Source organism: Parafrankia sp. Ea1.12 (genome assembly GCF_900465275.1).
In the GTDB taxonomy this organism is placed as follows: domain Bacteria; phylum Actinomycetota; class Actinomycetes; order Frankiales; family Frankiaceae; genus Parafrankia; species Parafrankia soli.
This window is the reverse complement of sequence record NZ_UBIZ01000295.1, coordinates 52,027-65,321: the sequence shown is the minus strand read 5'-3', so window position 1 is coordinate 65,321 and position 13,295 is coordinate 52,027. Positions and strand designations below refer to the sequence as shown.

Sequence of the window (13,295 nt, the reverse complement as noted above, 5' to 3'; positions counted from 1 at the left end):
CTTCGGAAAGAGCGAGTGAGACGTCAGCGTTCGGGCGTGGCCAGGATCTTGAAAAGCATGGTGTTGGCGTTGGTGAGCGTCTGGACGTCGACCCGGCGCAGGCACTCATCCAGAGCGGCCTTGGCCACAAACGTGACCAGGCCCATCACAGCCCACTGGCCCTCGCCGAGCCTGACGCAGAATCCCTCGTCGGTGGCATGTTCCACCACCAGTGCGACCAGCACGGTCGGCTCATCGACGATCTCGTTGTAGACCGTGGAGCTGATGACCAGCACCGCCTGGGGGGTCGGCCCGGTGCGGGTGGTCCAGATCTCGCCGCGCCGCGGCGATCTCATTCGGCGGTGCCCGCCAGGTTGGGCAGCCCGGCCGTCCTGAGTGCCTGCTGGTTGGCCTCACCGAAGGCGAGGGCCGCGCGGGCGACTGTCGGGCTCGCCCGCACCCAGGTGGCGTGGGCGGCACAGCGTCGGCGCATGTCCTCGGCGTCGAGCACGCCCTCGACCCAGGCGTTCATCGAAGTGTCCTCGGCCTCGGCATACCGCTTGACCGCTTCGTAGGCCTCGTCCGAAAGCCGAAGCGTGATCGTCCGCGTCATGCACAAGATGCTAGCAAGATCTGATAGCAGAACCTGTGGCAGGCTGGAACGCGTGGCCGCAGTGCCGCGACGAGTGGACATCGGCCACTGAAACTCGCGGGGCGGGGCGGGGCGGTCAGCGGATCATGTGCTGCTGCTTTCCGTCGCCCGGATGAACCCGGCGAGGTCTGCCGCGAAGACGTCGGGAGCCTCCAGACTCGGGAAGTGCCCACCGCGGGGCGGTTCGGTGAAGTGCGTCAGGTTGCGTGAACGTGCGACGAAGCTGGCCGGCGGAGTCGCGACCCGCGGGTCGGGGAAGGCCGCGAACGCGGAGGCCACCTCGATGACGCGGCGGGCGGAAGCGTGATCGGGTCGGAGAGGAACTCCGCGTAGGCCACCAGCGAACTGGCGACACTGTCCGAGACGAGATAGATCATGATCTCGGTAATGATGTCGTCCAGGGTCAGCGCGGGGCCGTCGCTGGTGCCGTTCTGATCGCTCCACAGGTGGAACTTCTCCAGCACCCACGCGGCGAAGCCGGCCGGGCTGTCCGCCAGGGCTGGTGCCAGTGTGAGCGGCGCTGTCGCCTGCAGGAGGAAGTAGGCGCCCAGCGGGCCGGTGTTCAGGTTGTGTTCCCGCTGAACGAACAGGATCTCGTCCGCCGTTGGATCCTCGACGCCGGTCAGGCCGCTTCCCAGCGGCGCTCCGTCGTGGCGGACGCCGAGGAGAGTGGTGTGTAGCCCAGAGCAGTGGTCCGGGTGGTCGAAAGCCATCCACTCGGCGATCGGCGCACCCTGGTCCCCGCCGTGGACGTAGTACCTGGCCTCCCCGAGGACCTCGGTCAGCAGCCTGTGAAAGAGGTGCCCGGCAGACCGGACGCCGATCGGGGCCGAGGCGGGCGGGGAGAAGCCGTAGCCGGGCAACGACGGGACAACGACGGTCAGCCCGTCCTCCGGATCGCCGCCGGCGGTTTCCGGATGCGCGAGCCTGCTGATGACCGCGGAACGTTGCGAACGAGGTCGGCCATCCGTGCAGCAGCAGCACCGTCGGGGGCGCGGTTCCGGAACCGGGCTCGCGTAGAAGGTGCACCTCGACACCGTCGACGGCGGCGGTGAACTGCTCGAAGGCGTTGAGCTCGCGCTCGTGGCGGCGCCAGTCGTAGTCGGTGAGCCAGTACCGCGTGAGTTCCTCGAGCGCCGTCGGGTCGGTGCCGCACCGCCAGCCAGGCCGCCTCGGCAGGGCCACTGGATCGAATGCGGTGAGTCGCTGGCGGATCTGCTCCAGTGTGTCGTCCGGCGTGTTGATCCGAAACGGCGTCACCCGTCCGGCCTCCACAGTTATACAGTTTAATGGTGTCGCTTGCTGGTGGGTGGTTCACTGGTGAGGACATGGACCCCGCGGACGCCTGGTCGGCGCACTACGATGCGCCGCCATCGCTGCGTGTACTGGGGGCGTTCCTCAACTCCGTGGACGAGCGGACCTTCGGTGCCCACCATCCACACGAGCAGTTCACGGCTCCTGAGGCACTGAGCCGCTGGCTCACCGCTCACGGCCTGGCGAGGGAAGGGACGTCCGCGGGTCAGGCCGAGTTCGCGGACGCACTGCGCCTGCGCGCAACGCTGCGCGAAGCCGCGGCGGCCAACCAGCGGACTGAGCGACCGTCGCCGGAGACTGTCGATCTGGGCGACGTGGCCAATCGCCTCACGCTGCGGGTCCGGGTGGGCCCGGGTGGCGTCGAACTCGAGCCCGCAGGAGGCAGCGAGGTCGCCCGGGCGCTGGCGCGGCTCGCGGCTGTCGCGGTCCTGGCAACGGCGGACGGCACCTGGCAGCGCGTGAAGATGTGCGCGGCGCCGGACTGCCGGGTTGTCTTCTATGACGGCTCGAAGCCCCGGACCGGGCGCTGGTGCGCGACCGCCGTCTGCGGCAACCGGGTCAAGACCCGCCGCTACCGGCAGCGCGTCAGCGGAGCCCCCACCGACACCGACACCGACTCCGCTGCTCGACCGGGCTGACCCCCACGGTCACGTCAGCCGACGGACACCGAGGCCCTGGCGGGCCGGGCTACCTGGCCGGATCCAGTGTTTCCCCGGGACGAGCACCCCGAGGCCGAGCAACGCGCTCCGCTCGTCGAAGAACACCAGACGGAGCTGATCCGACCATTGGTGATCGTCAGGATGTCGGTGGCGAGGATGGACAGGAATACCGCGGCTGATCATCGCGGGGCGGGTGATTTTCCGCGGCTCAGCTCAGGCAGGCCAGCAGGCTCTGGAATGCGGACACGTCGCCGTCGACTGGTCCCGTCGTGAGCCGTCCGTTCTGGACGGTGGCGAGCAGGGTGCCGTCGTGGAAACGGAACGAGATCCGAAGCCCCCCGCCCGGGGCCCGGCCGATGTGAACATGTGCCACAGCCCGAGGGCGAACCTGGTGACGGTGGAGACGTCGGGCTTGAAGTCGAGGTAGCGCACCTGCTTGGCGGGATTGCGTTCGGCGGTCTTCTCCGCGTGACTGCCGGACTGCACGTACACCGGCTCGGGATGCCGGAGCCGGTTCGCCTGTGCCCGTCCGTGGTCGGCGCTGAGGCAGCCCACCATGTGCACGATCGACGGGGTCTGGCCTGCTGCCAGAGAGGTGTCGACCGTCGGTCATGTGTCGTCGCTGAAATCCAGGTTGGGCAGGATGGACCCGAACACCAACGCGGCCGCACAGACACCTGCGGAGTCCCTGGGTGGTCCATGCGTCACGCGTGTGCGCCAGACAGGCGGCGTAGGCGGTGCCTGAGGTGGTGTTGCTCCGCGAGATTGACCGTGGCGGCGATGGCTCGCCGGTAGGCCCTGGCCGCGTCGTCCGGTCTGCCGGCCTGCTCCAGGAGGTGGGCGCGTACGGCGTTGAGACGGGGAAGGCCAGGGTGGTCGGCTTCCAGCGCGTCGATCCGGGCGAGGGCGACGTCGATGCCGTCGACCATGGCCTGGGCGACGATCCGGTTGAGGGTGATCGTGGGGTTCCGATGACCGGTCACGATCTCGAGGAGCCGGTAGAGCGCGAGGATCTCGTCCCAGTCGGTTGTCGCGATGTCGGGGGCTTCGGCGTGCAGAGCCGCGATGCAGGCCTGGAGCAGGTAAGGGCCGGGTTCGGCGCCCGGGGTGGCCTGTTCGACGAGCCTGATCCCTTCGTCGATCAGATCCCGGTCCCACAACGCGCGGTCCTGCTCGTCGAGCGACGTGAGGCGCCCGTCCGGCCCCACCCGGGCCGGGTGGCGGGCCTCGGTGAGCAGCATCAGCGCGAGAAGCCCGGTGACCTCGGTGGACTCGGGGACGCTGCGACGAAGGAGCCGGGTCAGGTGAATCGCTTCGACGGCGAGATCCGCGTCGCGGGGAGGCGCGCCGGCGGTTGTGTGGTGCGCCTCAGCGAACATCACGTAGAGCACGTCGAGGACGGCGGTGACGCACTCGCCTGCCTGCCCGGGTGGCGGTAGCGGCCGGCCGAGCTCGCAGAGGCGACGCTTGGCCCGGGTGATCCGTTGGGCGATGGTGCGTTCGGGGACCTGGTAGACGTTGGCGATCTGGGCGGTGGTCAGCCCGGCGACCGCCCGGAGGGTCAGTGCGACCTGTCCGGAGCGTGGCAGGTCGGGGTGGCAGCACAGCTGCAGCACCAGCAGCGAGTCGTCCCGCTGGACGGCCTCCGGCGCCACCGGGGGCTGCAACAACGCGGCGCGGGTCTCGCGGTGTCGGCGCCGGGCATCACTGCGGGCGCGGTCGGCATACCGGCGGCGGGCGGTCGCGATCAGCCAGCCCAGCGGGTCGTCGGGGAACCGCGCCGGCCACTGTTGGTACGCCTGCAGGAGCGCATCCTGGACGGCGTCCTCGCACAGGTCGAACTGGGCGCTGCCATAGCTGCGCAGCAACCGGGCGAGGGCCTGTCGCGCGAGCTCGCGCCACCGGCCCTCGCCGAGGGGTTCAGCTGGGATCATCCCGCTCCGAGGTCGGCGAACATCACCGGCCGAAGCTCGAGGGCGAGGCCGGGGATGTTGGCATCGGGTATCTGCCGGGCCAGCTCCACCGCCCGGGCCTCGTCCTCGACGTCGAGGAGATAGAAGCCGCCCATGAACTCCTTGCTCTCGACGAATGGTCCGTCCGTCACCTCGGGCTGGCCCCCGGAGCTGCGAACGACCTTCGACTGGCTGGGGTCGGCGAGGGCCTGAGCCGCGATGAACTCACCGCGCTCCTTGGTGGCGGCGATGAACGCGCCGTGTCCCTCCTGGATCTGCCGCTGCTGGTCGTCGGTGAGCTGTTCCAGCACAGCCGGGTCGATCTGCATGATGATCAGATACTTCACGGTCTCCTCCTTGGCGAAGCAGCCACCCGCGCGGCGGCTCACCAGGTGGTCGTCGCCGACACTGCCCCCGCGACACTACGCAGCCAGGAATCTCCACCACGGCAGCCAGGAATCTCCGCCGTCGTTGTCGCGCGGGGCGTGTCGGCGACGACCACCTGGTGAGCCGCCGCGACAGGCGAGCCGCCCACGTTCAGGAGGTAGGCCATGACACAGCGGGTCCGGGTCCACTGCTTCAGCGTCAGCCAGGACGGGATCGGAGCGGGCGAGGAGCAAAGCCTCGAACGCCCGTTCGGCCAGGTGGACCCTGGTGACCTGTTCGCCTGGGCCGGTGCCACGGACAGCTGGGTTCACCGCACCGATCCCGGCGGCACCCGAGGGCTCGACGACTACGTCGTACGTGACTTCACCCGTAACGTCGGCGCCGAGATCATGGGGCGCAACAAGTTCGGTCCGATCCGTGGCCCCTGGCCGGGCCACGAGTGGCAGGGCTGGTGGGGAGACGAGCCCCCCTTCCACACGCCGGTCTTCGTGCTCACGCATCACGTTCGGCCGTCGTTCACCCTGAGCGACACGACCTTCCACTTCCTCGACGCGACGCCGCACGAAGCACTGAAGCAGGCGAAGGCCGCCGCCGACGGCCGGGACGTGCGCATCGGCGGTGGCGTCACGACCATCCGCGAGTTCCTCGACGCGGACCTGATCGACGAGATGCACATCGCCGTCGGCCCGCATGAACTCGGCAGTGGTCTCCGTCTCTGGGACAACCCGGACGAGCTGACCGACCGCTACCACCTGGAACGCATGCCAAGCCCGAGCGGTGTCGTGCACCACTTCTTCTGGCGGCGATAGGTACGCGGCAACAGACACCGACTGAGGAGTTGACCGTCATGAGTGACGCAGCTCGGGTCGCCTTGTCTCGGACCAGGTCGGCGCCGGGCAGCCGTCACGTGGCGCGACGTGGCCGACCGCGCGGCGAACCGGCCCGCGGTCAACGGCCGTTTCCCCGGGTGACGACCATGCCGGCGGACAATGCGCGAGACATGGCCGTCATCCGGGTACCGGGTCGGTCTTCGTAGCCGGCCAGAGTCGCCCCATGACCAGCCGTGACCGCCCGAGTAGCGGCACAGCTCCCTTGAGCCAGATCGCCGAGGCGGACGAACTGCTGACCAGCGACCCGTTGGCCTTGCTGATCGGGATGGTGCTGGACCAGCGGGTTTCGGAAAGAACGAACGCGTTGCCAGTCGCCGCTCGAACGAGCTAGCGCCCGGCGCCGGGTGACACGGCCGCCGGGCCGGACGCGTCAACAGCTTCGTCCTCCTGCCCGGCGGCGACGGACGTGGCTGGGGGTCGGGGTCGGGGTCGCTTCGATCGCATCCGGGGTCGGCGACCGTGGTGCGTGCGATCTCACCGCACGTACACCCCGGCGCGGGCGCCGGCTGCGGCCGCCCTGGCGGCGCGCTCGGCCGCGGTCTCGTCCGGCGGTTCCCCGATGGTCAGCAGGCGATAGTACAGCGGGGCGGAGACGGCGCGGATTACCTCGCACGGATCGGTTCCAGCGGGTACCTCGCCACGGTCGATCGCCTGTGTCACACACGGCGCCCACTCGGTGACTCGGGCGTCGTAGAAGCGGCGCAGTGCCTGCGCGGTGCGCTCGTCATAGGTCGCGGCAGCGATCACCGCTTTGAACAACGCGCCCTGGCGGGGGTCGCACAGGGTGCGCCGTACCAGGTTGGCGTTGGCCTTCAGGTCGTTGAGCAGGGAGCCGGTCTCGGCACGCGGCACGGACTCCTCGACCATCTCGGCCAGCAGGTCGGCCACCAGGCCGGCAACCGCCCCCCACCGCCGGTAGACAGTGGTCTTACCGACGCCGGCCCGGCGCGCCACGTCGGCCAGGTCCAGGTGGGCGAAACCCCGCTCGGCCAGCACATCCCCGGCCGCCCGCAGCACGCTGGCCCGCACCCGTGCGGTGCGCCCGCCGGGCCGAACAGTCCCCGGCTCGCGGTCCTCATTCACGGTAACGGGTCTCCAGTTCCGCTAGTGCCTTTCCGTGTGGTACGGTCGAGTCATCTTAACGGAACTGGAGAATCGTTAGGCGGTTGCTATGGAGTATCGGCGCCTGGGCGCATCCGGGCTGCTGGTTCCCGCACTGAGCTTCGGTGCCGGCACCTTCGGCGGCCGTGGTCCGCTGTTCGGGGCTTGGGGCAACACCGACGCTGACCAGGCACGGCGCCTGGTGGACATCTGCCTGGAGGCGGGTGTGACCATGTTCGACACCGCCGACGTCTATTCCGATGGCGCCTCCGAGGAGGTGCTCGGCGCGGCCATCAGGGGCAGGCGCGACCAGGTGCTCGTGTCCACCAAGGCAAGCCTGCCCCTCGGCGATGGGCCCAACGACGCCGGCTCGTCCCGTGCCCGGCTGCTCGCCGCGTGCGACGCCGCCCTGCGCCGACTGAACACCGACTACATCGATCTTTTCCAGCTGCACGCATTCGACGCAGGCACCCCGATCGAGGAAGTTCTGGCCACCCTGGACGATCTGGTGCGGGCCGGCAAGATTCGATATCTAGGCGTGTCCAACTTCGCGGGCTGGCAGCTGATGAAGTCCCTCGGCATCGCCGAGAAGTACCGATACCCGCGCTATGTGGCGCACCAGGTCTACTACTCGCTGGTCGGCCGCGACTACGAGTGGGGTCTACTGCCACTGGGCCTGGATCAGGGCGTCGGCGCGATCGTCTGGAGCCCGCTGGGTTGGGGTCGGCTGACCGGCCGAATTCGTCGCGGCCAGCCACTGCCCGCGCGCAGCCGGCTACCCGCCACCGCGGACTACGGCCCGCCGGTGGACGACGAGTACCTGTTCACCGTGGTCGACGCGCTCGACGAGATTGCTGCGGAGACCGGTCAGGCCGTGCCGCAGATCGCCCTCAACTGGCTGCTCCAGCGGCCCACGGTGTCCTCCGTCATCATCGGCGCACGGGACGAGACACAGCTACGGCAGAACCTCGGGGCGGTCGGCTGGTCGCTGACCGCGGGACAGATGGCACGGTTGGACGCGGCCAGCGCCCGCACCGCTCCCTACCCGTACTTCCCGTACCAACGGCAGGAGGGCTTCGCCCGGCTGAACCCGTCGCCGGTCTAGGGCGGCGGCCAATATCCGGCCGGTGGCGTGCCCGGACGGTGCTCGGCGGCGAGGAGCCGGACCTGCCGGTTCGGCCTTGTTCGCAGAAGATCGCTGTCGCCCGTCGGCAGACGCCCAGGCCGCTGACTTCATCGCGGTCCGACCACCGGTATGACGGCCTCTGCCCCGAGGTTGGCTACGGTGTCCTCGTGGGACTGCATCTGAGCCAGGTCGCCGAGGCGGACGAGCTGCTGACCAACGATCCGCTTGCACTCCTTATTGGCGTGGTTCTGGACCAGCGGGTTTCGGAAGGATGGAGCGGGATGCGACATTCTGCGCATGCCTGACCGTGCAGTGCCACTCCCGGCTCGGGGCTACCGGAGTGAAGGACCACAGTGAGCGACCGTGTCTGCGTTTGACGGTCCGGAGCCTGCGCCAGTGACGTGGTAGTCACTTTCTCCCCGCCGTCCTCCGGGACTGGCGGGGCTTTTTTCTAGATCGGCTAGGTCATGCCCCCGCGAGTCGCTGTTTTCATCGACTACCAGAACGTCCACCTCTCGGCACGCGGCAGGTTCCTCCCCGCCGGCACGCCTGGCCAGCATGGACACGTCGATCCCGTGCGTGTGGCGCGGCGGATCGTCGATGGACGACGACTTGGCGGTGAGCTTGCGGCTGTCCGTGTCTACCGCGGCCAGCCGTCCAAGCCCCGATCACCAGCCGGAGGCGGCGAGGGCCAGCGACCGGCAGGCCGACCGCTGGGCCCGTGATCCTCGTGTGGTCGTTGCCCGCCGGCAGCCCCGCTACCCGAAGGCATGGCCGGCCGAGCCCGCGCAGGAGAAGGGCATCGACGTCGCACTCGCCGTGGACTTCGTGCGTCTCGCCTGCGAGGACGCCTACGACATCGGCGTCCTGTTCAGCCGCGACACGGACCTCGTGCCCGCGCTGGAGGCCGTCCGCGATCTTGGTATCCATGTGGAGGTCGCGAGCTGGAAGGGCACGAGCCGACTCCGCTTTCCTGACTCGCAGCTTCCGTGGTGCCACTACCTGGACGCCGACGACTACGAGGCCTGCCGGGACTACACCGACTACACGGCGATCTGATCGCTGCGGCCTGACGGTCGGCGGCGGCTTGGCTTGCCTGCGGTCTTCGTGTTCTATCTGCTCCTGCACCATTACACCGTCGGTGCCTTTGTCTACTTGGGCCGGCGATCATGGCTCACGTGGGTGCTGTTGTGCGTGGCTGACGTCTGGGTCCACGCGCGGCGCGAATCGCGCGGCGGCTGGTCAATCTTTCTGCCTGCCGGACCAGCTTGGACCGCGGATCCGCCGGGCCGTCACGAATCCCGGTCGGCCCGGCGGCTGATCTCGTGATCAGGATCGGATCTTCCGTGGGGTCATGCCCACTCGTGCCTGCCGTCGCTGTCCGATGATCGGGCACGCGGGTGGGGCGAGCCCACGAGCGGCGCGGTGGCGCGTGTCGCGCAATGGCGCGGTTCCCGGCACGCCCCGGTCCCTGACGCCGTCCACCCCGAACGGATCCGTCGCCGCCCCACACCGCCCGTGCCGCCCCTAAGGTGTGGATCAACCCGCCCTTCAGTGACCATCGAGACCGAGGAGGCGCTACACACGAACCGAGCCGCCCAATGCCGGGCGCGAGTGTCGTCGAATCACGGCACCTGAAGGCGTGCCGGCTGCCGGAACGTGTACTCGTGCCGGTCGAAGTCGAGGGTCCAGGCGTAGGCACTCAGGAAGGCGTGGGACAGCAGACCGTCGATGCGTACGCCGCCGAACGAATGCCAGGGCGGGCGACGCGCGGGCGACGTGGCCACGAACTGCTTGTCCTGGCGGAGCGGCCCCAGCCAAATCGGTTGGTCGGCTTCGAAGTGCGGGCCAGCGGCGCGGGCCCGGGGTATTCCCCAGGAGCGGTAGTGCCGGGCCGTCGTGTACAGGCATGCCTGGCGGGGCTGCGAGTCCTCCTCCTGGATGACGTAGGCCAGTCCCGAGTCGATGAAGAAGTTGAGGTCCTGTCGGGTGCCGAAGCCGCCCCGCGCGAACATGTAATGATCTCCCCACAGGTAGAAGGGGAACCGCGCGACCTCCTTCAGGTCGCGGAGTTGGGCGAGGTGGTCGGTCGCCTGCTGCGGGTCGCGGCGTGGCGACAGAAGTAGGCGCTGGCCCGGGTAGTCGATCGTGGCGAGGAATTGTTGCAGGATGTTGGTGCCTATGAGTACGACGTCCTGGCCGTCGTGCAGCGTGGGCATCGCCTCGACCGGCACGTTGGCCAGGGTGGCTCCGCCGAGCGTCAGCTCCCTGGCCACACCGACGTAGACGTCGGTGCTGGTGGTGCCGTGGTAATCGCGTCCGTTCGCGGCGAGCCGGATGCCGAGCGCCTCGGCGCGCTGGGTTCCCATGACGACGAACGTGCCGCCAGTATCGATATGGGCGCACAGGCGGTGGCCGTCGAGCGTCACGTCGACCCCTGGCAGGAACGGCGCCAACGCGTGGTCGGTAAAGGGTAACTGGGTCGTCTGGTCCAGTTCGGCCTGCAGCGGGTTGTCCACCCGTAGCTGGAGGTCCGGTGGCACCGGCTGCTTCCCTCGTTGCCGCAGTACGTGTGCATAGGCTTCGTCCGGCTGGCCGACGTGCAGCCAGGCGAGTGCCGCCGGCTCGTCCAGGGCGGTGCGTCCAGGGCTCCGGGCGTGGACGACCGCGTGGTGCCCGAGCGCTTCCCCGTAGCGCCCCTGGACGTAACTCGTCAGGAACAACAGGTGCGCGCGCTGCAGCGGGGAGGTCCGCTGAGCCAGGCGCTCGGCCTCACCGATGTCGCCGCGCGTCCACGCCCGCCACGCGGCGCGAGCGGGCGCGTCCGGCGCCAGCCGCTGGCGATAAATCCATGTCATCGCTCTGCCTCCGCCCCGGCCGTTGCCGGTGCCGGACGGTCGTCGGCCCCCAGATCCATTGCGGCTGCGACGATGGCGAGCAGCGGGACCAGCGCGTGCGTGGCCAGTTCGTACTCGCCGCGCCGGCGCTGGACGAGTAGCCGAGCGGCCTGCAGCTCTCGCAGGTGGTGGTACAGGTGCCCGGACGAGGTTTCGCCGAGCGCCTCCTGCAGCTGCGCGCGACTGCGCGGCGCCCCGATCAGCGCGGCGAGCAACGCCAGCCGTGCCGGGCTGCCGAGGCACTCGAGCGTTGTTGCCCCGGCGGCCCAGTCTGCCCCGACGATGTCGCGAACCTGGTGTTCCTTGGCCCACAGGTACTCGCGGTCGTCCACGGTGACAGCCCCCGCGTAGGCCACGGCGCCGCTCGGGCCACCAACGCCGGTTCGTGGCCTGTCATGATCCTCGACGCCAGCGCGTTCGCGGAGCCGGCTCAGCAACTGCAGGGACGACCCTTCGGCCGACCGGTCATGGCCTTGTCGCTCTGCCCTCGTGACCGTTGCCGCCTCCAACCGCTCGACCCGCCGCTCCAGCGAGGCGACCCGCTGTTCCAGTCCGTCCGATGTCATCCCAGACCCCGCAACATTTATCCGTAATTTCGAAATTACGTAATAACATACAAGGTGTCACGCGACGACGGCAACAGCCGTTCCACGACGACTACTGCCGGGGTGTGCCGCGGCTAGGCCATCAGCCGCGGGCCGACCGCTACCGTGGTGACGTGGGACTTCACCTGAGCCAGATCGCCGAGGCCGACGAGCTGCTGACGAACGACCCGTTGGCGTTGCTGATCGGGATGGTGCTGGACCAGCGGGTATCGGAAAGATGGAGCGGAATCTGACAGTCCGTCCCTGCCTGACTGTGTGGTGTCGTCATCGGTCAGGACGGTGAGGACCGCATCGGATCGCCGCGGGCAGTCGGCCGAAGAGGTAGGCGCCCCGGCGGACGGATCGCGGAACTATGGGGCGCTCGCACCAGTTCCGTCGGGACGTGATCCGCGTCGAGACCGGACTGTCGGCACGGATGTCCATTGCGTCACCTTCTTGCTCGCGCCGACGGTGCCACGGGCGCCACGTGACGGTCGGCTACGGTGATGGCGTGGGACTGCACCTGAGCCAGATCACCGAAGCAGACGAACTGCTGACCAACGATCCGTTGGCGCTGCTCATCGACATGGTCCTTGACCATGCGGGTTTCGGAAAGAACGAATAACGGTTGGCCCGGGTTTCCTGTCACCCGCGCTGCTGGCTGACCGCTCGCCGGCGTCCCCTCAACCTGCGGCACAGCGCCAGGCCGGTCAGGAACAGGACGAGGACGGCGGGGCCGACGTGCACGATGATGAAACCAATGTAATGAGGGCCGCCCCAGGCGTGTTGATAGGTCTCCGGATCGCCGGGATGCTCGGTGGCGAGGATGTATCCGGCCCTTGCGACAAGAACGGCGCCGGCCGCCAGAAGGAGAAGACAGACCGCCGCGCGCCGTAGTTGTGCGGCCCAGCCAGCGGCTGGCGGTGGCGCGGGTCGGCGTGCCGTGATCAGGCCCACCGTGATCAGGCTCGCTGCGACCACGGCGGCTACGGCCAGTCCCGTCACGCCAGCTCGTCTCCGCGGAGCCGGGCACGGCGCATGGCCGCGGAGTCGACCACCATCGCGGTCGGCGTCAGGACCGCTACCAGGGCCAGCGCCCGCAGCGGCGTGCTCGGAGCCCACAGGATGTTGTCGGTCAGCTCTGCCCGTACGGCAGCGGCTTCCATGGCGGCCGTGGCGAGTACCGCTCCGGCGATCTGGGCGAGCCACGGCCTGGCCCGCAGATGGAGCCTCATGGCGAGGCGCAGGACGTCGACGACGGCGGCCAAGGCCAGAGGGGTGTCCCGGAGGAGCGCGGCGAACTCGTCGCCGTAGCGCGCCCGCCACTGCCTGGGGCACAGGGCGAGAAGGAAGCGCCTCATGCCTGGGCCAGCCGTGACTGCCCGGTCTGGACGACCCGGGACCAGGTAGCCAACTGAGCGGCCAACGCCGCTCTTCCCGCCGGCGTGATCTCGTAGGGGCGGCGGCGGTCGTTGCTGGGCAGTGCGGCTATCAGGCCGCGTTCCACCAGCTTGGTCAGCGAGCCGTACAGGGTGCCGGGGCCGAGCCGGACCCCGGTCTGTTCCAGCACATCGGCGGTGATCGCGTAACCGTGTTTGGCGCCGTCGCTCAGTGACAGCAGGACGAGTACTCCCGGCTCGCCGAAGCGGGCCAGGCCCTCGTCCCGTCCGAACCTCGCCATGCGATGCATCGTATGGCGTAGTAGTTGGGAGCGGCAAGGCCGTCGGCGTTCGTCATTCGTCAGGCTCCGCTCG

The 13,295-nt window shown here is 69.2% G+C and carries 18 protein-coding genes and 1 pseudogene; 6 read left to right on the top strand and 13 right to left on the bottom strand.

Translation table 11 applies throughout. The features are described from left to right. Positions 1-23: 23 nt before the first annotated feature. The 4 genes and pseudogenes from FMEAI12_RS14805 to FMEAI12_RS39925 all read right to left on the bottom strand — a co-directional run. Positions 24-335 carry a MazF family transcriptional regulator gene (locus FMEAI12_RS14805; protein ID WP_112106466.1) on the bottom strand — a complete coding sequence of 104 codons (312 nt, stop codon included), beginning with the start codon at positions 333-335 and terminating at the stop codon, positions 24-26. Continuing rightward, positions 332-592 (bottom strand): toxin-antitoxin system HicB family antitoxin, encoded by a 261-nt coding sequence (locus tag FMEAI12_RS14800; protein ID WP_071059735.1) that lies wholly within the window; start codon positions 590-592, stop codon positions 332-334. The genes FMEAI12_RS14805 and FMEAI12_RS14800 overlap by 4 nt, the downstream gene beginning before the upstream one ends. 236 nt (positions 593-828) lie before the next feature. Continuing rightward, positions 829-1,668, bottom strand: coding sequence for an alpha/beta fold hydrolase (locus tag FMEAI12_RS38170; RefSeq protein ID WP_368672073.1), 840 nt, complete (start codon positions 1,666-1,668; stop codon positions 829-831). Continuing rightward, positions 1,586-1,891 (bottom strand): annotated as a pseudogene (locus FMEAI12_RS39925) (epoxide hydrolase N-terminal domain-containing protein); the annotation flags it as partial. The gene FMEAI12_RS38170 and the pseudogene FMEAI12_RS39925, both read right to left, overlap by 83 nt. A gap of 68 nt (positions 1,892-1,959) precedes the next feature. On the opposite strand from FMEAI12_RS39925, the gene FMEAI12_RS14790 reads away from it, so the two are divergent. Continuing rightward, positions 1,960-2,583: a CGNR zinc finger domain-containing protein gene (locus FMEAI12_RS14790; RefSeq protein WP_112106465.1), complete on the top strand. Its 624-nt coding sequence runs from the start codon at positions 1,960-1,962 to the stop codon at positions 2,581-2,583. Positions 2,584-2,812: 229 nt separating this feature from the next. Here the strand turns inward: FMEAI12_RS14790 and FMEAI12_RS38165 are convergent, their stop codons facing one another. The 3 genes from FMEAI12_RS38165 to FMEAI12_RS14775 form a co-directional block, all read right to left on the bottom strand. Then, positions 2,813-2,977, bottom strand: a complete 165-nt coding sequence (locus FMEAI12_RS38165) for a hypothetical protein (protein ID WP_235014008.1) — start codon at positions 2,975-2,977, stop codon at positions 2,813-2,815. Between the two features lie 331 nt (positions 2,978-3,308). Then, positions 3,309-4,538, bottom strand: a complete 1,230-nt coding sequence (locus FMEAI12_RS14780; RefSeq protein ID WP_112106464.1) for an RNA polymerase sigma factor — start codon at positions 4,536-4,538, stop codon at positions 3,309-3,311. Then, positions 4,535-4,903, bottom strand: a complete 369-nt coding sequence (locus FMEAI12_RS14775) for a YciI family protein (protein ID WP_112106519.1) — start codon at positions 4,901-4,903, stop codon at positions 4,535-4,537. Before FMEAI12_RS14775 ends, FMEAI12_RS14780 begins: the two co-directional genes overlap by 4 nt. Positions 4,904-5,107: 204 nt before the next feature. Here FMEAI12_RS14775 and FMEAI12_RS14770 point away from each other — a divergent pair, with 204 nt between their 5' ends. Beyond that, positions 5,108-5,752 carry a dihydrofolate reductase family protein gene (locus FMEAI12_RS14770; protein ID WP_112106463.1) on the top strand — a complete coding sequence of 215 codons (645 nt, stop codon included), beginning with the start codon at positions 5,108-5,110 and terminating at the stop codon, positions 5,750-5,752. A gap of 555 nt (positions 5,753-6,307) precedes the next feature. Here the strand turns inward: FMEAI12_RS14770 and FMEAI12_RS14765 are convergent. After that, positions 6,308-6,916 carry a TetR/AcrR family transcriptional regulator gene (locus FMEAI12_RS14765; RefSeq protein ID WP_112106462.1) on the bottom strand — a complete coding sequence of 203 codons (609 nt, stop codon included), beginning with the start codon at positions 6,914-6,916 and terminating at the stop codon, positions 6,308-6,310. Positions 6,917-7,004: 88 nt separating this feature from the next. Between FMEAI12_RS14765 and FMEAI12_RS14760 the strand changes: the two genes are divergently transcribed. The 3 genes from FMEAI12_RS14760 to FMEAI12_RS14750 all read left to right on the top strand — a co-directional run bounded on the left by FMEAI12_RS14760 (position 7,005) and on the right by FMEAI12_RS14750 (position 9,119). Further along, positions 7,005-8,039 carry an aldo/keto reductase gene (locus FMEAI12_RS14760; protein WP_112106461.1) on the top strand — a complete coding sequence of 345 codons (1,035 nt, stop codon included), beginning with the start codon at positions 7,005-7,007 and terminating at the stop codon, positions 8,037-8,039. Positions 8,040-8,227: 188 nt separating this feature from the next. After that, on the top strand, positions 8,228-8,365 hold the full coding sequence (locus FMEAI12_RS37165) for a hypothetical protein (protein ID WP_165938738.1): 138 nt from the start codon (positions 8,228-8,230) through the stop codon (positions 8,363-8,365). Between the two features lie 295 nt (positions 8,366-8,660). After that, entirely contained in the window at positions 8,661-9,119 is a 459-nt protein-coding gene (locus FMEAI12_RS14750; RefSeq protein ID WP_235014006.1) for an NYN domain-containing protein, read from the top strand. A 566-nt stretch (positions 9,120-9,685) separates the two neighbouring features. Here the strand turns inward: FMEAI12_RS14750 and FMEAI12_RS14745 are convergent. Continuing rightward, complete coding sequence (locus FMEAI12_RS14745) at positions 9,686-10,918, bottom strand: retropepsin-like aspartic protease (RefSeq protein WP_112106459.1); 1,233 nt, start codon at positions 10,916-10,918, stop codon at positions 9,686-9,688. Further along, entirely contained in the window at positions 10,915-11,523 is a 609-nt protein-coding gene (locus FMEAI12_RS14740) for a helix-turn-helix domain-containing protein (protein ID WP_112106458.1), read from the bottom strand. Before FMEAI12_RS14740 ends, FMEAI12_RS14745 begins: the two co-directional genes overlap by 4 nt. 505 nt (positions 11,524-12,028) lie before the next feature. On the opposite strand from FMEAI12_RS14740, the gene FMEAI12_RS37160 reads away from it, so the two are divergent. Further along, complete coding sequence (locus FMEAI12_RS37160) at positions 12,029-12,166, top strand: hypothetical protein (RefSeq protein ID WP_165938734.1); 138 nt, start codon at positions 12,029-12,031, stop codon at positions 12,164-12,166. A 20-nt stretch (positions 12,167-12,186) separates the two neighbouring features. Here FMEAI12_RS37160 and FMEAI12_RS37155 read toward each other — a convergent pair whose 3' ends face one another. The 3 genes from FMEAI12_RS37155 to FMEAI12_RS14725 are packed head-to-tail and all read right to left on the bottom strand — an operon-like array spanning position 12,187 to position 13,222. Next, positions 12,187-12,546 (bottom strand): hypothetical protein, encoded by a 360-nt coding sequence (locus FMEAI12_RS37155; RefSeq protein ID WP_200835290.1) that lies wholly within the window; start codon positions 12,544-12,546, stop codon positions 12,187-12,189. Beyond that, the gene (locus tag FMEAI12_RS14730; protein WP_112106457.1) at positions 12,543-12,902 is read right to left on the bottom strand and encodes a hypothetical protein; all 360 of its coding nucleotides are present in this window, start codon (positions 12,900-12,902) and stop codon (positions 12,543-12,545) included. The genes FMEAI12_RS37155 and FMEAI12_RS14730 overlap by 4 nt, the downstream gene beginning before the upstream one ends. Then, positions 12,899-13,222, bottom strand: coding sequence for a PadR family transcriptional regulator (locus FMEAI12_RS14725; protein WP_112106456.1), 324 nt, complete (start codon positions 13,220-13,222; stop codon positions 12,899-12,901). The genes FMEAI12_RS14730 and FMEAI12_RS14725 overlap by 4 nt, the downstream gene beginning before the upstream one ends. Positions 13,223-13,295: the final 73 nt, after the last annotated feature.